Annotated in this window: 18 protein-coding genes; 11 read left to right on the forward strand and 7 right to left on the reverse strand. The window is 33.8% G+C overall.

The features are described from left to right. The first annotated feature begins 63 nt into the window (after positions 1-63). The 5 genes from ACNO7W_RS04195 to ACNO7W_RS04215 all read left to right on the forward strand — a co-directional run bounded on the left by ACNO7W_RS04195 (position 64) and on the right by ACNO7W_RS04215 (position 4,564). Positions 64-1,380 (forward strand): ABC transporter permease, encoded by a 1,317-nt coding sequence (locus ACNO7W_RS04195; protein WP_417937139.1) that lies wholly within the window; start codon positions 64-66, stop codon positions 1,378-1,380. Between the two features lie 135 nt (positions 1,381-1,515). Beyond that, the gene (locus ACNO7W_RS04200) at positions 1,516-2,679 is read left to right on the forward strand and encodes a sigma-54-dependent transcriptional regulator (RefSeq protein WP_417937140.1); all 1,164 of its coding nucleotides are present in this window, start codon (positions 1,516-1,518) and stop codon (positions 2,677-2,679) included. A gap of 96 nt (positions 2,680-2,775) precedes the next feature. Next, the gene (locus ACNO7W_RS04205) at positions 2,776-3,507 is read left to right on the forward strand and encodes a DEAD/DEAH box helicase (RefSeq protein ID WP_417937141.1); all 732 of its coding nucleotides are present in this window, start codon (positions 2,776-2,778) and stop codon (positions 3,505-3,507) included. 17 nt (positions 3,508-3,524) lie between these two features. Further along, on the forward strand, positions 3,525-3,743 hold the full coding sequence (locus ACNO7W_RS04210; RefSeq protein ID WP_035670567.1) for a DUF2007 domain-containing protein: 219 nt from the start codon (positions 3,525-3,527) through the stop codon (positions 3,741-3,743). Positions 3,744-3,766: 23 nt separating this feature from the next. Continuing rightward, complete coding sequence (locus tag ACNO7W_RS04215) at positions 3,767-4,564, forward strand: Cof-type HAD-IIB family hydrolase (protein ID WP_314896499.1); 798 nt, start codon at positions 3,767-3,769, stop codon at positions 4,562-4,564. A gap of 117 nt (positions 4,565-4,681) precedes the next feature. On the opposite strand, the gene ACNO7W_RS04220 is transcribed toward ACNO7W_RS04215, so the two are convergent. Then, on the reverse strand, positions 4,682-6,715 hold the full coding sequence (locus ACNO7W_RS04220; protein WP_417937142.1) for an alpha/beta fold hydrolase: 2,034 nt from the start codon (positions 6,713-6,715) through the stop codon (positions 4,682-4,684). Positions 6,716-6,874: 159 nt separating this feature from the next. Here ACNO7W_RS04220 and mtaB point away from each other — a divergent pair, with 159 nt between their 5' ends. Continuing rightward, complete coding sequence (mtaB, locus tag ACNO7W_RS04225; protein ID WP_417937143.1) at positions 6,875-8,203, forward strand: tRNA (N(6)-L-threonylcarbamoyladenosine(37)-C(2))-methylthiotransferase MtaB; 1,329 nt, start codon at positions 6,875-6,877, stop codon at positions 8,201-8,203. A gap of 618 nt (positions 8,204-8,821) precedes the next feature. On the opposite strand, the gene ACNO7W_RS04230 is transcribed toward mtaB, so the two are convergent. After that, positions 8,822-9,538, reverse strand: a complete 717-nt coding sequence (locus ACNO7W_RS04230; RefSeq protein WP_143388465.1) for a 3-ketoacyl-ACP reductase — start codon at positions 9,536-9,538, stop codon at positions 8,822-8,824. Between the two features lie 2 nt (positions 9,539-9,540). After that, positions 9,541-10,377, reverse strand: a complete 837-nt coding sequence (locus ACNO7W_RS04235; RefSeq protein WP_417937144.1) for a DUF6929 family protein — start codon at positions 10,375-10,377, stop codon at positions 9,541-9,543. A gap of 197 nt (positions 10,378-10,574) precedes the next feature. Between ACNO7W_RS04235 and ACNO7W_RS04240 the strand changes: the two genes are divergently transcribed. After that, positions 10,575-11,456 (forward strand): PPK2 family polyphosphate kinase, encoded by an 882-nt coding sequence (locus tag ACNO7W_RS04240; RefSeq protein WP_417937145.1) that lies wholly within the window; start codon positions 10,575-10,577, stop codon positions 11,454-11,456. 396 nt (positions 11,457-11,852) lie between these two features. On the opposite strand, the gene ACNO7W_RS04245 is transcribed toward ACNO7W_RS04240, so the two are convergent. Next, positions 11,853-12,404, reverse strand: a complete 552-nt coding sequence (locus ACNO7W_RS04245) for a hypothetical protein (RefSeq protein ID WP_417937146.1) — start codon at positions 12,402-12,404, stop codon at positions 11,853-11,855. A 228-nt stretch (positions 12,405-12,632) separates the two neighbouring features. Here ACNO7W_RS04245 and ACNO7W_RS04250 point away from each other — a divergent pair, with 228 nt between their 5' ends. From ACNO7W_RS04250 to ACNO7W_RS04265, 4 genes are all read left to right on the forward strand, one after another. Beyond that, complete coding sequence (locus ACNO7W_RS04250; protein ID WP_417937147.1) at positions 12,633-14,015, forward strand: MATE family efflux transporter; 1,383 nt, start codon at positions 12,633-12,635, stop codon at positions 14,013-14,015. A gap of 68 nt (positions 14,016-14,083) precedes the next feature. Beyond that, positions 14,084-14,992, forward strand: a complete 909-nt coding sequence (locus tag ACNO7W_RS04255; protein WP_417937148.1) for a prohibitin family protein — start codon at positions 14,084-14,086, stop codon at positions 14,990-14,992. 76 nt (positions 14,993-15,068) lie between these two features. After that, positions 15,069-15,299, forward strand: coding sequence for a hypothetical protein (locus ACNO7W_RS04260; protein ID WP_039110009.1), 231 nt, complete (start codon positions 15,069-15,071; stop codon positions 15,297-15,299). A gap of 451 nt (positions 15,300-15,750) precedes the next feature. Then, the gene (locus tag ACNO7W_RS04265; protein ID WP_417937149.1) at positions 15,751-16,476 is read left to right on the forward strand and encodes a hypothetical protein; all 726 of its coding nucleotides are present in this window, start codon (positions 15,751-15,753) and stop codon (positions 16,474-16,476) included. 34 nt (positions 16,477-16,510) lie between these two features. Here the strand turns inward: ACNO7W_RS04265 and meaB are convergent, their stop codons facing one another. From meaB to ACNO7W_RS04280, 3 genes are all read right to left on the reverse strand, one after another. After that, entirely contained in the window at positions 16,511-17,599 is a 1,089-nt protein-coding gene (gene meaB / locus ACNO7W_RS04270) for a methylmalonyl Co-A mutase-associated GTPase MeaB (RefSeq protein WP_185963440.1), read from the reverse strand. Positions 17,600-17,694: 95 nt separating this feature from the next. Next, the gene (locus ACNO7W_RS04275) at positions 17,695-18,342 is read right to left on the reverse strand and encodes an NAD(P)-dependent oxidoreductase (protein WP_417937150.1); all 648 of its coding nucleotides are present in this window, start codon (positions 18,340-18,342) and stop codon (positions 17,695-17,697) included. A 57-nt stretch (positions 18,343-18,399) separates the two neighbouring features. Then, positions 18,400-18,807, reverse strand: coding sequence for an RrF2 family transcriptional regulator (locus tag ACNO7W_RS04280; RefSeq protein ID WP_144064741.1), 408 nt, complete (start codon positions 18,805-18,807; stop codon positions 18,400-18,402). Positions 18,808-18,839 lie beyond the last annotated feature (32 nt).

Here is an 18,839-nt window from a genome sequence, read left to right on the forward strand (position 1 = left end):
TAATCTTCTAATCTAATTGTTCTAAATAATCTAAGTAATCTAAAAATCTAAGCAGTCTAAAAAATGAGCATCATTTCATTAATCATAAAAAGAGAATTTATTGCCAAGGTGCGTAATAAATCTTTTATTGTTATGACTTTTTTAAGTCCGTTACTATTTGTGGGAATAGCAGCGTTTGTAGGTTATTTAAGCTCTATGAAAGCCGATGCCAAACGAATAGCCATCCATGATGAATCGGGTTTGTTTGTCAAAGAATTTACTTCTAAAAATGATGTAAAAAGCGAGTACAAATACCTTGATTTGTCTTTAATAGATTTAAAATTCCTGAAAGACAGTATTGCAAACGAAAGTTATCAAGGATTGCTATATATCCCAAAAGCCAACAGCACGAAGGATTTTGAAAATAAAATCCAATTTATTTCGAATAACAGCCCAAGTATTTCATTTATTGAAAATATTCAGGATATAGTTGCAAGTAAACTCACCAAAACCAATTTGGTAAATGCACATCTGGATACACTAGCTATTAAAAATGCAGAATCTAAAGTGAATATTAGTTTGACAAAAGCATCAGGCGAAGAAAGTGTAAAAGGACTTAACGAAATCAAAATAGGCATTGGCGGAGCTTTTGGATATTTGATTATGATGTTTATTATCATCTATGGAAACATGGTGATGCGCAGCGTCATCGAAGAAAAAACCAGTCGAATTGTAGAAATCATTATTTCCTCAGTAAAACCATTTCAACTGATGATGGGAAAAATTATAGGAACTGCATTAGCAGGATTGCTGCAATTCTTTATTTGGGCAATAATCGGACTATCATTAATGTTTGCTGCTTCGGTGTTTTTTGGCGTAAATGTGGGGCCAACAGCCAGAATTTCACCCGAATTAATGCATACCGCCCAACAAGAATTTGCAGGAACCGCCCAAATGTATATCAAGGAATTATGGAATTTACCCATTGCAAGCATCTTGATTGGATTTGTGATTTATTTCATAGGCGGCTATTTTCTGTACAGTTCATTTTATGCGGCAATTGGGGCTGCAGTCGACAATCAAACCGACTCACAACAATTTCTGTTACCTATCATCATGCCATTAATGTTGAGTGTTTATGTAGGATTTTTTACAGTTATAAATGATCCGCACGGGACAATCGCCGTTATCTTTTCAATGATTCCGCTTACCTCCCCAATCGTAATGCTGATGCGAATTCCGTTTGGCGTACCTTTGTGGCAAATTGCAATATCAGTAACATTATTATTCGGTACCTTCTTTTCAGTGGTTTGGTTTGCCGCCAAAATATATCGAGTAGGAATACTCATGTACGGCAAAAAACCAACATGGAACGAATTGTACCGATGGTTGAAATATTAATAACTTGGGTTGTTTCAGTATCCGTTAAAATTTAATTAATTTATGGAGCTATTTCCCGCTTTCCGTTGCAATCTTTTTATTTTTAAAGAAAAATAAAAAGGATTTCCACTATAAGCGGGGCTAAAAAATAAAAATATGTCAAAAATACTAATCATAGAAGACGAGGCCGCTATTCGTAGAGTACTCACAAAAATACTCACCGAAGAAAATGACACCTATCAGGTTGAAGAAGCCGAAGACGGCGCTGCGGGTTATGAAAAAATAAAAAATAACGATTACGATTTGGTTTTGTGTGATATCAAAATGCCAAAAATGGATGGTGTCGAAGTTTTGGAAGCAGTCAAAAAAATCAAACCTGAAATTCCTATGGTTATGATTTCTGGTCATGGGGATATGGAAACCGCTATCAATACGATGCGTCTGGGTGCATTTGATTATATCTCAAAACCACCAGATTTGAATCGATTATTGAATACGGTTCGTAATGCTTTAGACAAAAAACAACTCGTAGTTGAAAATAAAATTCTGAAGAAAAAAGTCAGTAAAAACTACGAAATGATTGGCGAAAGCGAAGCTATCAATCATATCAAACTGATGATTGACAAAGTGGCACAAACTGAAGCCAGAGTTTTAATCACGGGGCCAAACGGAACCGGAAAAGAACTCGTTGCCCATCAATTACACGAAAGAAGCGAAAGAGCTAATTTCCCATTAATCGAGGTGAATTGTGCTGCTATTCCATCAGAATTGATAGAAAGCGAATTATTCGGTCACGTAAAAGGCGCCTTTACATCGGCGGTAAAAGACCGCGCAGGAAAATTTGAAGCAGCTGATAAAGGCACAATTTTCTTGGATGAAATTGGTGATATGAGTCTTTCGGCGCAAGCCAAAGTATTACGTGCTTTACAAGAAAGTATGATTACCAGAGTAGGAGCAGACAAAGACATCAAAGTGGATGTCCGTGTCGTTGCGGCAACTAATAAAGATTTGAAAAAAGAAATTGCCGAAGGTCGTTTTCGGGAGGATTTATACCATCGTTTGGCAGTTATCTTGATAAAAGTTCCATCATTGAATGATAGACGAGATGATATTCCGATGTTGATTTCGTATTTTGCAGATAAAATTGCATCAGAGCAAGGAAATGCTATAAAAAAGTTTTCAAAAGAAGCGATCCATTTATTACAAGATTACGATTGGACAGGGAACATCCGTGAATTACGAAATGTGGTAGAACGTTTGATTATCCTTGGCGGAAACGAAATTTCCGAAAATGATGTGAAGTTATTCGCAAGTAAATAAAACTAATTTAATGATTTAAAAATTTAATGATTTAAAGATTTGGCATCTGTTTTAATCTTTCAATCTTTTCATTTTTTAATCTTTCAATCATAAGAAATGAAACTAAAAAAAATAAACGAAAAGTTACAACAGGCTCTCATTGAAAACGGTTTAACCGAGGCCAATGCAATGCAACAAGAAACCTTTTCGACACTAAAAAGCGGTTCGGATTGTATTATTATTGCACCAAAATCAAGTGGGAAATCTACCACAATTGTGCTGAATGTAATTCAACAATTGGTTTGTGAAGGAGAAGAATCGCCTCGTGCTTTGATAATCGTCGAAGACAAAACCAAAGTATTGGAAATGGAAGAACTTTTTGAAAAGTTTGGAAATTATACTGATTTGCGTGTGTATGGTGTGCATGACAAAGGGGATATGGAATACGATAAGAATTATATTTCAACCGGAATCGATGTGTTGATTGGTACTCCAAATAAATTAAGTGAAATGTTTACTACTGCAGGTTTTAATGTAAACCGACTAAAAATGTTTATTCTGGATGATGCAGATCCAATTTTGAAATTGCGTCATGAAACTAAAATCATGCGTATTTCGAATAGTATTACTAAAACGCAACGCATTATTTTTTCGGAACAACTAACTGAAAGAATAGAAATCCTTGCAGAAAAAATGTTGGTGGAGCCTTTTCTATTCGAAATTGATGAAGACGGAGAAGAGGAAGACGAAGACGGAGAAGAAGATTTTGAGGAGGAAGAAAATTTTGAACCTGAAGCTGGAGATGATTTCGAGGAACAGGAAGGTGATGAAGAAAATGGTAATAAATAATTTTAATATACAATAAGATGGGATTAATGAAGGTGTTTTCGGGAAGTGAAATTTTAGCTTTAGCGTTACAACAGAGAATTGAAGCAATAGGAGTTGATACAGTTTTAAAAAACAACATACAATCAGCTCGATTGGGAGGTTTTGGAAATTCAGATTTAGCAGTAGAATTATTCGTTCAGGAAACGGAATTTGCAAAAGTGAATCCAGTTATTGAAGAATTCAGAATGAGTATTTAAAGATATTCGCAATAAAAAATATAATGAAATATAAAATGTTAGTTTTGGACATGGATGACACTTTGTTAACCGATGACCATACCATTTCAAACGAGAATAAAGAAATGCTGCTTAAAGCACAGGAATTGGGTGTGCATGTTATTCTGGCTTCCGGTAGGCCAACACCGGCAATGACTGCTTATGCCAAAGAATTACAACTGCATAATTCGTATATGATATCTTATAATGGAGCTGTTATTACGGATCTAAAAGAAGATAAAGTCATTTTCGAGCAAACCTTGACTCAGGAACAAATCCATGATTTATACGATTACAGTTTAAAAAGTAAAACACATATTATTACTTATTTAGATGGGAAAATTGTCAGCGAAACTGATTCTGAATATATTGAAATTGAAAAAAACATCACAGGTTTAGAACATAATAAAGTGCTTAGTTTTAAAGATGAGGTTAAATCCGCAGCTGTAAAATGTATTTTATTAGAAGAGCCAAGTTATCTAAAACAAGTAGAGGAAGATTTGAAAATTGCCATGCCACATCTTAGTGTAAGTATGTCAAAACCCTTTTTTCTTGAAGTAGCACAAAATGGGATTGATAAAGGAGCCAGTATAAAATTTTTGGCAGAAAAACTGAACATTCTTCAAAGTGAAATTATAGCTGTCGGAAACGCGGGTAATGATTTAACGATGATCCAATATGCAGGATTGGGTGTTTGGGTCGATAATGTAGATCCGAAATTGAGAGATAAAGGAGATGTTATTGTTGCCTCAAATAATAATCATGGCGTGGCTGAAGTAGTACGCCGATTTATTTTAAACTAAAAATTTCTTATACTAAATGACCTGATTTTAACTACACGCAATTGGATTAGTATAATTAAAAAGAAGAAGGAGTTGTACCAAATAATAACTCCTTCTTGCTGATTAATTTAAAAGATTTTATTCCTTTTTAGATTCGTAAGTTACCATGTTAATATCAACAGTAATTTCCTTTAATCTTTTTGCAACTTTCTCAGGCATTTCTTCTTGAAATTGCCCACCTAAAACTCCTGCTAAGAATTTTTCGGTTTCGGCATACATTGCCATTCTGTTTATCGGTTTTGCAAATCCATGACCCTCATCATCGGCTAAAAGATAGGAAACTTGTTTTCCTTTGTCTCTCAAAGCTATAGCAATTTGATCTGCTTCTGCTTTTTTAACTCTTGGGTCGTTTGCCCCCTGAATAATTAGTAGTGGTTTTACAATTTTATCGGCACTAAATAAAGGGCTTGCTTCATGCATTCTTTTTTTACCTTCTTCTGTATTTGGATCACCAACCATTCCGTATAAAAATGCTCTGCCAGATTCCCAATAAGCTGGTATTGACTCTAATAATGTGAAGATATTACTTGGTCCAACAATATCAATACCACATGCATATAAATCTGGAGTAAAAGCTAAACCAGCCAAAGTAGCATAACCTCCGTAGCTTCCTCCCATAATAGCCACTTTGTCTTTATTTGCAATACCTTCAGAAATTAAACGCTTAACACCCCAAGTAATATCGTCCTGCATCAGTTTCCCCCATTGTAAATCACCAGCATTTAAAAATTCTTTTCCATAACCGCCACTAGCTCTAAAGTTAGGTTGTAGAACGGCATATCCTCTATTGGCTAAAAATTGTGCCTCGGCATCATAACCCCAAGTATCTCTTGGTCCTTTTGGTCCACCATGAACTAAAATTACTGTTGGTAAATTCATACTGCTTTTTCCAACGGGTAAAGTTAAATATCCTGTAATTTCTAAACCATCGCTACTTTTATAACGAATCGATTTCATTGGAGCTAAATATTGTTCAGCCTTTTTTAAAGCAGGTCTTGGTACATATTGTGAAAGTAATTCTTTGGTTTCTGAATTAAAAAAATAAACTTCAGGCGCATATTTGTCTCCCCAAACTGCTACCAAAAATTTCTTCTCGTCTTTAGTTTTGCTTTGAAAATCTACTTCTCTACCTGGAAATTTTGATTGTAAGAATTTGTAATTTTCTTTCCATTTTTTATCTTTCCATCTATAAACGGTTTTGTCATCGGTATAGGATGTAGAAATTAATTTTCGGGTTAATTCACTAACGTTTAGATTTCCGAAATCGACTCTGTTTTTCGGATCACTTTCTATTTTGGTCATTTTTTGAGTGTCCAAATCCATTAAAAACAGGGTTGAAAGATTTAAATCCCCTTTATTGGTTACAAAATAGGCTTGTTTGTTGTCAGGTGTCCAGCTGGCGATATAAGCTTGTTCTGTTACTGATGTTTCATAAATCTGAGTGAGTTTATCTCCTTCTTTTTTAAATATTGTTGTAGTTCCTTTGTTATCGGTTTTAGAAAGTACTCTTAAATTTTCCTCCCAGTCAAAGTCATAACCTGTAACCCTGTCTTTGTTTTCGTATATTTTAGTAAGTTCGCCTGTAGAAATTTTAAGTTGGTATAAATCGTGCCAAGCCTTATCTCTATCATTTAAAGAAACCATCATCAAATCTGGATTTTTCTTGCTAACCAAGTTTATTTGTGCTGTAATTTCTTTTAAGGGGGTTAGATTTCTAGAAACAGGAACCGTGTTTACTTCTGCTGTTGTCATTGGGTCAACGGCAAAGACATTAACGTTTTCGTCGCCATTTTCATCTTTTACGTACAAGATATATTTGCCATCGTTCGACCAGAAATAGCCATACATTGGACGTTTGCTATTGGTAAGCGGACGTGCTTTTTCAAAAGGTTCGTCAAATTTTTTAACCCAAATATTCATTATCCCTTCATATACTTTCATAAAAGAAATCCATTTTCCATCTGGGCTTAATTGTCCGCCAGAAATTTCGGGATTACCAAAAAATAATTCTCTGTCTAAAACTGGAATTGTTGTTTGATTTGTTTCGGTTTGAGCCATCATACTACTAATAGTGATTAGGAATACAAAGAGGCATAAGGTTTGTTTTTTCATAAAATAAAGTTTTAAATGGTTTAAAGGTTAGTCACTGTTGTAAAAAAAAAGTTACAAAATTTTATCTTTTTATTTCTAGGGTTTTCTTTGTAAATTTGCAAACTATACTTACATGGATATAAATATAATAATAAATTATGTAAGTAGTTGATTACCATTATGGAAAACAGAAAAAAAGTTGCTTTTTATACGCTTGGTTGCAAACTGAATTTTTCAGAAACTTCTACGATTGCTCGTAATTTACAAGACGAGGGTTTTGATCGTGTAGATTTTGAGGAAGTGGCTGATATGTATGTTATTAATACGTGTTCAGTGACGGAAAATGCAGATAAGCAATTCAAGCAAGTGGTGCGAAAAGCAATGAAATTGAATGATAAGGCCTTTGTTGCGGCGGTGGGTTGTTATGCACAATTGAAACCGGAAGAATTAGCGGCAGTTGATGGTGTGGATTTAGTTCTTGGTGCAACTGAAAAATTTAAATTGGCGGATTATATCAATGATTTGTCTAAAAATGATTTTGGGGAAGTGCATTCTTGTGAAATTGCTGAAGCCGATTTTTATGTGGGTAGTTACTCGATTGGGGATAGAACACGTGCTTTCTTGAAAGTGCAGGATGGTTGTGATTATAAATGTACCTATTGTACGATTCCATTGGCGAGAGGAATTTCGCGAAGTGATGAACTCGAAAATGTGTTGAAAAACGCTAAAGATATTTCGGGACAAAATATTAAAGAAATTGTTCTTACTGGAGTAAATATTGGAGATTATGGTAAAGGGGAATTTGGAAATAAAAAACACGAACACACTTTCTTGGAATTGGTTCAGGAATTAGACAAAGTGGAAGGAATCGAAAGATTGCGAATTTCGTCGATTGAACCGAATTTATTGAAAAATGAAACCATAGAATTTGTGTCGAAAAGCAGAATTTTTGTACCGCATTTTCACATTCCGTTGCAATCCGGAAGCAATGATATTCTGAAGTTGATGAAGCGTCGTTACCAACGGGAAGTATATACCGAAAGAGTGAATAAAATACGGGAGGTAATGCCACACGCTTGTATTGGTGTGGATGTGATTGTTGGTTTTCCTGGTGAAACTGACGAACATTTCTTGGAAACTTATCATTTCTTGAATGATATGGATATTTCGTATTTGCATGTTTTTACGTATTCGGAACGTGATAATACGGAAGCTGCAGCAATGGAAGGTGTTGTTCCCGCTAATGTTCGTGCGAAACGCAGCAAAATGTTGCGTGGTTTGTCTGTTAAAAAACGTCGTGCTTTTTATGAAAGTCAGGTAGGAACCAATAGAACAGTTTTGTTTGAAAGCGAAAACAAAGAAGGGTATATCCACGGTTTTACTGAAAATTACGTGAAAGTAAAAACACCTTGGAATCCAGAATTAGTAAATACCTTGCATGAAATTAATTTGACAAAAATTGATGAAGATGGAAGTGTACGAATGGATTTTGTAAATGTTTTAGTTTAAAAAAATTAAACACGAATTTCGTAATTCTATAGTTTAAATACAATTTTAACCATATAAGAAATATAAGTTCATTTAAGTCAATACTTAAATGAACTTATATTTCTTATATGGTTAACTAGTTAAGTCTCTTTTTTTAGTGTTCCGTTTGCCGGTACACAAAAAAGACAGTAAACTTATTTTTATATTATAACCTGTTGGGTGTAATTAGTTTTTAATTTTAATTTTCGTCAGTTCAGTGATTTTCATCAGAAAATTATATCGAGAACTAGAAAATTATTATTAAAAACGGTTCTCGATACATTTTTTGTTCCGTTTTACTCCACAAAAAACACTCGAACTGACGTTTTGAATAATTGCACCCAACGGGTTATCTAAATATAAATAATAGTTTTGATTCATTCTTTTTTAGATTGAAATCTGCGTAAATCTGTAAAATCTGCGTGCAATTTTCACGCAGATTTTACAGATTTACGCAGAAAAAAAATTATAATTCTACTTCATTCAAAAAAAGATCTAAAAGTATTTGACTTAATCATTAAGTGCTTAATATTCTTAATTTATTTCAATGGTTTAGAAGTAAATAAAATATTTTTAAAGATTCAAAAAACGGTAAATAATTTAAGGATTCGTAGACCAAATACTGCTGTTTTTTATAAAAACGCGTCGGTTTAATTTGAGTTGTGCGATGATTAATTCGGCCATATCTTCTGATTGCATTACTTTTTCGGGATTTCCATCGGTCAATTTTAAATCTTTGGCCATATCAGTGGCAACCGTACTTGGCGTTAGAGCCGTTACTCGAATATTGTGTTTGCGCACTTCTTGCATCAACGATTCCGTTAATCCTAAAACGGCAAATTTTGAGGCGCTATAGGCACTGGTTAAAGCATTTCCGCTTAATCCTGCTGTTGAGGAAATATTGATAATATCCCCTGTTTGTCTTTCAATCATATTAGGCAAAACAGCACGTGTTACATAATACGTTCCCATTAAATTTACCTGAATGATGCGTTCCCAAGCAGCTGGCTCTAATTCTAAAAAATTTCCAAAAGCGGCAATTCCTGCATTATTGATTAAGATATCAACGGTTTTGAAATCGTCTAACGCTTTTTCAACAGCTGAGTTTACAGAATTGATATCAGCAACATCGGCGGTTAATGCCAATGATTTTACTCCCAAAGCATTTACTTCTTGAGCTACTTCATCTAAATCAGCTTGCGTTCGTGCCAATAAAATAACATTTACACCTTCTTTTGCCAAAGCAATGGCAACTGCTTTTCCAATTCCTTTCCCTGCGCCAGTAATCAGGGCATTTTTATTTTTTAAGTCGTTCATTTTCATTTTTTATCTAATGTTAATTTATAAATATCCGTTTCTAATACATCAGTATCCTTGTCTTCACAGAGCAGGAACTCGATTTTTTCATTGGAGTTTTTGAATAAAGTCAATCCTTCGAACTTATGGGTGCTACTGATTTTTTCAGTAAAATCGATTTCCATGGTTTTCAGGTTAATACTACCAATAAGACTTCCTAAAACTTCGCCGTCATCATAAGTGGATTGAGTGTCTTCGGCTGTCGCCAAAAAATAAATTTTATTATCCACTAAAACCGCATCTGTAAAACTGCTGCGAACTCCTATTATTTTAGGGAGTTTATATTCGTTTGAAAGAATATTGAAATCGTTTATCAAATTTTCTCCTTCGATAGTGAAAAGGACGTTTTTATTTGAGCTTCCGTTTCCTCTATTGAATAAAAACCAGCTTTCGCCATTATAAATTGCGCCTTCGATGTTAAAATCTTCGGGTTTTATTTTTCCGAAACTTTGCATGACTAAATACAAGTCAGCCAAATCAGTTGTGGTAATTACTTTTTTATTTTCGGAGTTAACTTGCACCATTTTGTTTCTTTTTTCGGTGGAACCGGAACCAAAAACATACAGGTTATCACCGAAATGCGTAATCGACTCAAAATCTGGTTTTTCTTTTTTAAGAATGTTTTCAGAAGGATTTTCTATTAATGGATGTCGTTTTAAATCGCCGGAATCAACATAATATTCATAAAGAAAACCGCTGTTGTCCCCAATAATCAGAAGGGTATTGTCTTTGTAAATGAGTCCTGAAGCAGAACCAATTCCGATGATTTGAAATAGTAATTCGAGTGTGAATTTTTCCATTGTATTTGTTTTGTAAACGAGTGCCTAGCCCAGATTACTTCACTTAATTTCTATTTTCATCGGAGTTCAGTAAACTCCGTTTGCAGTGGAAATCTTTTTATTATTTTTCTTTAAAATAATAAAAAATTGAAACGAATAGCTGGAAAATGCTCCTTATTATTTGTTATATTTGAGTTAACAAAGATAAATTATTTCTTATGAAGTCCATAAATCCAGATGATTTTAAAGTGGTTGGCAAAATTGATTTGTCCAGCATTCCTACTAACCTATTTAATGGGAACAGTGATGATGAAAAGGAAGATAAATTAGATAAAGTTCAAGTGAAATTGAGTGAAATACAAGATGTGATGTATGCTCACAATCGGTATGGCGTTTTGATTTGTTTGCAAGGCATGGATACATCAGGAAAGGATAGTTTGATTCGGGAAGTTTTTAAGGAATTTAATTCGCGCGGTGTCGTGGTACATAGTTTTAAAACGCCTAACCCAAGTGAATTAGAACATGATTATTTATGGAGGCATTATTTGGTTTTGCCTGAAAAAGGAAAATTTACGGTTTTTAACAGATCGCATTATGAAAATGTTTTGGTAACACGTGTACATCCAGAATATATACTGAATGAAAATTTGCCGGGAATTGAAAATGTTTCCGCTATTACGCCACAGTTTTGGGAAAATAGAATGGAACAAATCAATAATTTTGAAAAGCACATTACTCAAAATGGAATTATCATGCTGAAATTCTTTTTGCACATGAGTAAAGAAGAGCAAAGGCAACGCTTGTTACGCCGACTGGAAGAACAAAAGCACAACTGGAAATTCTCTACTGGTGATTTGAAAGAGAGAGAACGTTGGGGTGATTATATGCATTGTTACGAAGAAGCAATTAATAAAACATCTACTGAATATGCGCCTTGGTATATTATTCCTGCTGACGATAAGGAAATGGCTCGTTATATTGTAGCCGAAATTATTTGGGAAGAAATGCAAAAACACACTGATATTCAGGAACCTGAAATGGATGAAAAAATCAGGGAGAATATTGAAATGTATAAGGAAATGTTGAAGAAAGAGAAATAGAAAATGCCCTGAGTGAAAATGAGGCCACTGAAAAAGTATCTCTTTTTAGTAATTAGACATTTTAAGGCAATTAAGGAAAATTCGAGTTTTGCTTAAGTATTTCATTTTCAGGATGAAAAAAAGAGTAGAAAATCTTATTTTTCTACTCTTTTAATGAAATCTAATTCTTTAAGGACTTTTTCAGTGCCCTCGTGAAAATTCAGGGCATTTTTTTAAATTTATATGCTTGTCCGTAATAATACCTAAAATTTTTTTTCGCCACGAATTACACAAATCAGCACCAATTTTAAATAAAAATAATAAAAAAATCTGTGCTAATCCGTTTAATCTGTACAATCTGTGTGCTATTTTTTGTTGCTAGGTGACATTGTGGACAAGCATTTAAAATTATATGTTTTATAGTTTGAAACCATAAGCTACACGAACTCCTACTTGTCCAACACCTTTTCCTATAGAACCATTATTGTTCAATTTTACAAAGTCAGAATAGTGCTCATAATGCAATGATACGTCAATGTATTTTGAAGCGTAACCAACACTAGGTGCTAATAATAAAGACGTTTTGTTGTAATCATTAGTTACTGCAAAAGCAGCACCAGCTTCTCCCATTACATAAAATTGGTCATTCCATACGAAAGCTTTAAAACCTGCTTTAGCTGGAATAAATCCTAAATCATTACCGTCTGCTTTACTTACAAATAAGTTACTATAACCAGTTGTCAAAGTTAAAGAGTATCTTTTTGACAAATCGTATTGAACTCTTGCATCAGCTCCTAGTGCCAATTTGTATGGATCATTAACTGAATATCCTGCATTTACACCAAATCCTAAACGGAATCCTTGATCGTAATTTTCAACTTCTGTTGTTTCTTGTGCTTCTACGTTGCTAGCAAACATCATTGAGATTGCTAATACAAATACTGTTTTAATTTTTCCTGCGATTTCCATAATTGTTTTTTTTTAAATAATTTTTGTCGTCATTCTGATTTTTTAATTGGCACAAAACAACGTTACAAATGTATAGCCCGCAATTGCTCGAAATGTTACAGAATTATTTGGTTTTGTTATAGAATTCCTTTTTTTGTTCAAAAAACCAATAAAAAAGGGGTGTTATATATGCAATAGTATCGATAGAATTGAAAGCTTCTAATTATCTTTGCCTACAAAAAAACAAAAGTGAATTTATCTCAATATACCAAAGAGTTTTCTTATAATATTAAATTAGCATATCCTGTTATTTTAGGAATGCTCGGTCATACTTTGATAGGAATAGTCGATAATTTTATGGTTGGGAAATTGGGTTCTACGGAGTTGGCGGCCGTTTCTCTGGGTAACAGCTTTATATTCATAGCTTTATCTTTAGGAATAGGATTTTCTACTGCAATCACTCCGTTGACTGCTGAGGCTGATGCCGAAAACGATGATAAAAAAATTCGTTCTACTTTTCATCATGGATTGCTTTTGTGTACGGTTCTAGGAGTTGCACTATTCATTTTGACAGTGTTATCCAAACAAATCATGTACTTAATGCACCAACCCAAAGCAGTGGCTGATCTCGCTGCTCCTTATATTGATTGGGTTGCGTTTTCTTTAATTCCAGTGATTATGTATCAGGGGTACAAACAATTTGCTGATGGCTTAGCCAAAACAAAATATTCGATGTACGCTATTTTTATGGCAAATGTGGTGCACGTATTTTTTAATTATGTACTGATTTACGGAATTTGGATTTTCCCCAAATTAGGGATTCTAGGTGCAGCATTAGGAACAGTACTGTCAAGGATAATGATGGTAGTTTTTATGCATTATCTTATGAAAAGAAATGCAGTGTTGGAAAAATATTTTAAGAATTTTAGTTTTAAAGAAATACGAAAATCAGTTTTAAAAAAAATCATCAATCTTGGTTTGCCTTCGGCGATGCAAATGTTGTTTGAAGTAACCTTGTTTACAGCTGCGATTTGGCTTTCAGGTTCTTTAGGAAAAAACAGTCAGGCAGCCAATCAAATTGCACTTATTCTGGCATCATCTACCTTTATGGTAGCTATGGGTTTGAGCGTTACGGCAATGATCAGAGTAAGTCATACCAAAGGAATGTATGATTATAAAAATTTGATTATAGTAGCGAGATCTATTTTTCTATTAGCCATTATTCTGGAAACCTTTTTTGCAATAATTTTTGTGGTATTCCATAATTTTTTACCGCATTTGTTCCTAAATATGTCCGATTCAGCTCAAATGGCAGACAACAAAGAAATTATCATCATAACTTCAAAATTACTTTTGATAGCAGCTATTTTCCAAATTTCCGATGGTATCCAAGTCGTTGTTCTGGGTGCATTACGTGGTTTGCAAGATGTAAAAATACCAATGTATATAACGTTTGTGGCGTATTGGATTATAGGTTTTCCAATTTCGTATTATTTAGGAAAATACACGGAACTGAAAGCGGTGGGGATTTGGATAGGACTTTTAGCAGGATTAACAGCAGCCGCTTTATTTTTGTATATTCGCTTTGCGGGATTAACAAGAAAATTGGTTTTAAAGAATCATAAAAACTAATATTGTTCTTATGTAATTTCTAATTTCTTTACTCGTATAATAAGCGTACAAACCAATCAAACAAAAAAATGATACTATTTATTATTCTTGGAATAATTTTATTAATTTTAAGTTTTACATTAAAAAGCAATGTAAATCCGTTTTCTAAATTTGCGAATACTCTTAAAATTATTGGAGTTTTACTAATCGCTTTGGGACTTTTTTCTTCAATGTTTAAACAAATTGATGCTGGTAAAGTGGGAGTTAAATCGCTGTACGGAAGTGTACAGCCCGATGTTCTGGAAAGTGGTTTACATTTAATAAATCCATTATTGGATGTTACTGAATTTGATATTCAAACCCAAAACTACACCATGTCAGCAGTCCACGGAGAAGGTGTTCAAGAAGGTGATGATGCGATTCGTGTTTTGTCAAATGACGGTCTGGAAGTGGTGATTGATTTGACAGTTTTGTTCCGTGTTTCACCAGAATCAGCGCCGAAAATTTTCAAACAAATTGGGGTAAATTATTCGGATAAAATTGTTCGTCCCGTAACAAGAACCCGTATTCGTGATAACGCGGTTTATTATGATGCAGTAGCCTTATATTCTACCAAAAGGAATGAATTTCAACAACGAATTTTCAAAACTATTGAGGCCGATTTTAAAACTAGAGGATTAGTTTTAGAGCAATTATTAATTAGAAATATCAATCTTCCTACTTCTGTAAAAACAACTATTGAAAGTAAAATAAATGCCGAACAAGATGCACAAAAAATGACTTTTGTACTTCAAAAAGAAAAACAGGAAGCAGAACGAAAAAGAGTGGAAGCGCAAGGTATTGCGGATTATCAAAGAATTATTTCAACTGGCTTATCAGATAAACAATTGCAATACGAACAAATAAAAGCACAAAAAGAACTAGCTGCTTCTCCTAATACTAAAATCATTTTTATGAATGGTAGAGGAAATACACCAGTTATACTTTCTGATAAATAGATTTTAAAAAAGTTTATTCGGTTATTTGTTTAATCGGATAAACAAAAACAACGATTAACCGATTAAACATAAAAAAATGGAATTACCAAAATTTTTACTAGGCGACAATACTGATTTTCCGGAAGATATTTTCATCATACACCTTGATTATCCTCGATTTATAATCAATCTGAAAGATGACGAAGTTGAGTTCATGGAAGAAGCGGAAGATCTTGATGAAGGCGAATTGAATGCTGAAATGGAAGGATTGATTGTTCTAGCGAATGAATTTTACGATAGGGAAATGGAACGTTACGAAAAAGAGTAAGTTTGTTTTTAAATATGTTTTCAATAATAGTGGGGGCGGTTGCAAAGGATGAAATTTCATCATTTGCACCGTTTTTTTATTTTCGTTTAATTTTGTTTTTGATGATTCTAGTTATAAATAATATTAACCTGAATTCGATTATTATTTTACTACTAATAAATTGTATATCATTAATTTGCGGTTAACTGGTTTTCCTGCAAGGTCTTTTTTTGACCTTGTAGGTATGTAAATCTAAAAAATGATACCTACAAGGTTTTGGAAACCTTGCAGGATTATAAACGGTAATAAAAATCAATACTTTAATAATCGAACTCAGATTATTAGTTTAACTTTAATGTTTTAATTTTGAGATAGTTTCGTTTTATTTTTTTTGGATAAAAAAATAAAACTCTGGGTAACAAAAATGGATCTTTATTGATATACTACTATAAACCATTAAAATTAAATTACGATGATACATACAAAAACAATTTCAAAAGTTCTTATCGTTCTGCTTTTGTTGACGCAAAATAGTTTTGCTCAGGTAAAAGGAGGAACGATAGTAAATGGTAAAAGCAATATAAACAACATAAATGGGGGGATGCCAAATAGGATTTCGATGAATGTTACCGTCCCAAAACAAACACAAGGCGCAACATTTGGCGAAAAAGTAAATGCTGGTAAAATAAATGTTGCATTAATTGAGGGAGGTTGTGTCGTTTTATTTCCTTCTGCTACAGGATACAAAATTAATACAGCCAATAGTAGCATTGTTGAATTGTCGAGAAATGAGAGTCTCGCTTTTGGTGAAAAAGTAAATCAAGGGTTACATGCTGCTGGTAGTGCGCTATCACAAGGTGCTTCGTTATTGGGTGGGGCTTTGCCTGGTGGTGCTATTATTTCGGCTGTAGTTTCGAGTGTGGGTAATTTAGCAGGAGGGGTCGGGGGTGGTGCAGCTGCAGCCTCCTATGCAAGAACCGGTAAACTGGTTTGGAAAATGGAAGATAAGGGTAGTAGTGATTCGATGTTGGAATTGCAAGATGGTGAATTTGAATTATCATTTGTTATAGTTGAAAAAGCGACTTCTGGATTAAAAGACACCTTAAAAACTCAGGTTCGCGTTGGTTTTACTATAGAAAATGGGGTTTTAAAAACGAAACATGATACGGCTAAAAATTCCGTGGGTAACATTCGTTAAAAAATAATATTTCTAAAATTTGAGCTATTCGTGACTAAAATTTAAAATACTTTTCCAATAATAATTTAGCGGCTGCAAAGGGTGAAGTTTCATCATTTTGCACCGCTTTTTTAGTTGAATCCAATAATTGGTGAATTTGGGGATGATTGTAAAAATTCAATTTCAACTGCTCGTTGATGGTCTCTAACATCCAATATTGGTTTTGTTCTTTTCGTTTTTCAAAGAAATAATTGTTCTCTTTTGTCAGCTCAAGAAATTGCTCAATAGTTTTCCAAACATCACTTATTCCTTCATGAGTAATCGCGCTGCAAGTGGCAGTTGTGGGAATCCAACCTGATTTTTTTGCGGGAAAAAGATGCAGTGCTCTGTTGAATTCTAGTTTTGCTAAATTGGCTTTTCTAATATTGTCACCATCTGCTTTATTGATGACAATGGCGTCCGCCATTTCCATAATGCCGCGTTTGATGCCTTGCAATTCATCACCAGCACCAGAGATTTTTAATAATAAAAAAAAGTCAACCATGCTGTGGACCGCAGTTTCGCTTTGTCCAACACCAACGGTTTCTATAATAATCGTGTCAAAACCTGCTGCTTCACAAAGGGTAATCGTTTCTCGGGTTTTTCGGGCAACACCACCCAATGTTTCTCCTGATGCCGAAGGACGAATAAAAGCATTTTCATCTTTGACCAATTCTTCCATTCGGGTTTTGTCACCCAAAATACTTCCATGCGATATGGTGCTGCTGGGATCAACAGCCAAAACAGCCACTTTCTTGCCTAAACTGGTCAAATATTTTCCAAAAGCTTCAATAAAAGTACTTTTTCCAACACCTGGAACTCCTGTAACTCCTATTCTTACGGATTTATTGGCATGAGGTAAACAAGCATTTATTACTTCATTGGCTTTCGCCAAATGATTGCTATTTGTGCTTTCAACCAGTGTAATCGCTCGACTCAACGCTGTTATGTTTCCTGCTAAAATTCCACCGACCAATTCTTGAGAAGAAGGCTGAACTTTTCTAATTTTTTTGATGTTCTCAACAGCAATTGGACTGATAATTTCAGGGGGAGAAATTCCAGGTTTTTCGTGTAAGGCGCTAGGGTGATTTTTTTTATTCGACAAAACTATTTTTTTGAAAAGTAAAAGTAGTGAAAACAAAAACAGTTTCAAAAAGCGATTGCCTTATGAAACTGTTTTATTTAGAATTAGGATGCGAATTAGTATGCTGCTGTAAAACGTACTTGATGATGTTTTGGATTTTCAACTTCATCAGCAATAACAACTGCTAAATCTTCTACAGATAAAATACTTCTTTGATTTTCATCAAAAACAGGATTGTCTAATCCCAAACGATATTTCCCGGTTCTTCCTGTAGTAATTCCTTGGTGCATTTCAAAAGCCGGACTAAAAAATGCCCAGTCTAAATCTTTTTCTTCTTTAATGATGTTTAAATAATCCCTTGCTGCTGTTGCTCCTGCATAATATTCTTTTGGAAAATCGGGTGTGTCTACTGCTTGTAGATTTGGAGCAACAAACAAACTTCCTCCACCGCCAATGGTAATAAATCGTTTGACTCCTGATTTTTTAACCGCTTCTTGAATCGCTTTTGAACCTTCAAGAAAATCAGTGTATAAATTTGGATTGGTCCATCCAGCATTGAAAGCACTTATTACCACATCATTTCCTGCAATAATTTTAGATAGTTTTTCAACGTTATTTATGTCTGCTTTCTCCCGTTTGACAGTTGCGTTTTCATCATTTTTAGGATTTCTTGCTATGGCAGTAACCTCGTGATTACGATTTACTAATTCATTTAAAATGGTTGAACCTACAAATCCTGTGGCTCCGATAATTGCGATTTTCATAATTGTATGTATTTAAAAGTAATAAAAAATGTTACAGTTTAATTCAAAAAAATAGTTTTAAAATTTATTAGAAAAATCTTCCAAGGAAATACCACTTAATTGCAAACTGATTTTTTCGTTGATGTTTTCATATAAGTTTTCTAAGTTTTTATTGATTTGTTTTCCAACAGGGCAATCTGGATTGGGTTCGTTTTTAGAAAAACCTAAAGTAACCGTGTCAAAAGTCATTTTAAAAATGGCATCCAATGAAATATTTGAGGCGGATTTCAACAATCTTGTTCCGCCATTTTTGCCTTCTTTACTTTCTACAATATTGTTTTTCTTCAAGTTTGCTATTTCCTTTCTTACCAAAACAGGATGTAAATTCATGCTTCCCGCTATAAATTCAGAAGATAAATATTCGTCTGGAAATTTAGAGAGTAAAGTAAGGATGTGAATTGTTATTGCAAATTTACCTGAAATCATACTGTAATAAAATATATTACAAATTTACAATT

Source organism: Flavobacterium sp. ZB4R12, from assembly GCF_048276375.1.
Classification (GTDB): domain Bacteria; phylum Bacteroidota; class Bacteroidia; order Flavobacteriales; family Flavobacteriaceae; genus Flavobacterium; species Flavobacterium gawalongense.

Excerpts from the sequence above, each read along its gene's own strand:
- ACNO7W_RS04205 (WP_417937141.1), top strand. The coding sequence starts at position 2,776 with ATGAAACTAAAAAAAATAAACGAAAAGTTACAACAGGCTCTCATTGAA.
- ACNO7W_RS04275 (WP_417937150.1), bottom strand. The coding sequence starts at position 18,342 with ATGAAAATCGCAATTATCGGAGCCACAGGATTTGTAGGTTCAACCATT.
- ACNO7W_RS04220 (WP_417937142.1), bottom strand. The coding sequence starts at position 6,715 with ATGAAAAAACAAACCTTATGCCTCTTTGTATTCCTAATCACTATTAGT.
- ACNO7W_RS04195 (WP_417937139.1), top strand. The coding sequence starts at position 64 with ATGAGCATCATTTCATTAATCATAAAAAGAGAATTTATTGCCAAGGTG.
- ACNO7W_RS04280 (WP_144064741.1), bottom strand. The coding sequence starts at position 18,807 with ATGATTTCAGGTAAATTTGCAATAACAATTCACATCCTTACTTTACTC.
- ACNO7W_RS04255 (WP_417937148.1), top strand. The coding sequence starts at position 14,084 with ATGATACTATTTATTATTCTTGGAATAATTTTATTAATTTTAAGTTTT.
- ACNO7W_RS04215 (WP_314896499.1), top strand. The coding sequence starts at position 3,767 with ATGAAATATAAAATGTTAGTTTTGGACATGGATGACACTTTGTTAACC.
- ACNO7W_RS04200 (WP_417937140.1), top strand. The coding sequence starts at position 1,516 with ATGTCAAAAATACTAATCATAGAAGACGAGGCCGCTATTCGTAGAGTA.
- ACNO7W_RS04265 (WP_417937149.1), top strand. The coding sequence starts at position 15,751 with ATGATACATACAAAAACAATTTCAAAAGTTCTTATCGTTCTGCTTTTG.
- ACNO7W_RS04260 (WP_039110009.1), top strand. The coding sequence starts at position 15,069 with ATGGAATTACCAAAATTTTTACTAGGCGACAATACTGATTTTCCGGAA.
- ACNO7W_RS04210 (WP_035670567.1), top strand. The coding sequence starts at position 3,525 with ATGGGATTAATGAAGGTGTTTTCGGGAAGTGAAATTTTAGCTTTAGCG.
- ACNO7W_RS04245 (WP_417937146.1), bottom strand. The coding sequence starts at position 12,404 with ATGGAAATCGCAGGAAAAATTAAAACAGTATTTGTATTAGCAATCTCA.
- ACNO7W_RS04235 (WP_417937144.1), bottom strand. The coding sequence starts at position 10,377 with ATGGAAAAATTCACACTCGAATTACTATTTCAAATCATCGGAATTGGT.
- mtaB (WP_417937143.1), top strand. The coding sequence starts at position 6,875 with ATGGAAAACAGAAAAAAAGTTGCTTTTTATACGCTTGGTTGCAAACTG.
- ACNO7W_RS04240 (WP_417937145.1), top strand. The coding sequence starts at position 10,575 with ATGAAGTCCATAAATCCAGATGATTTTAAAGTGGTTGGCAAAATTGAT.
- ACNO7W_RS04230 (WP_143388465.1), bottom strand. The coding sequence starts at position 9,538 with ATGAACGACTTAAAAAATAAAAATGCCCTGATTACTGGCGCAGGGAAA.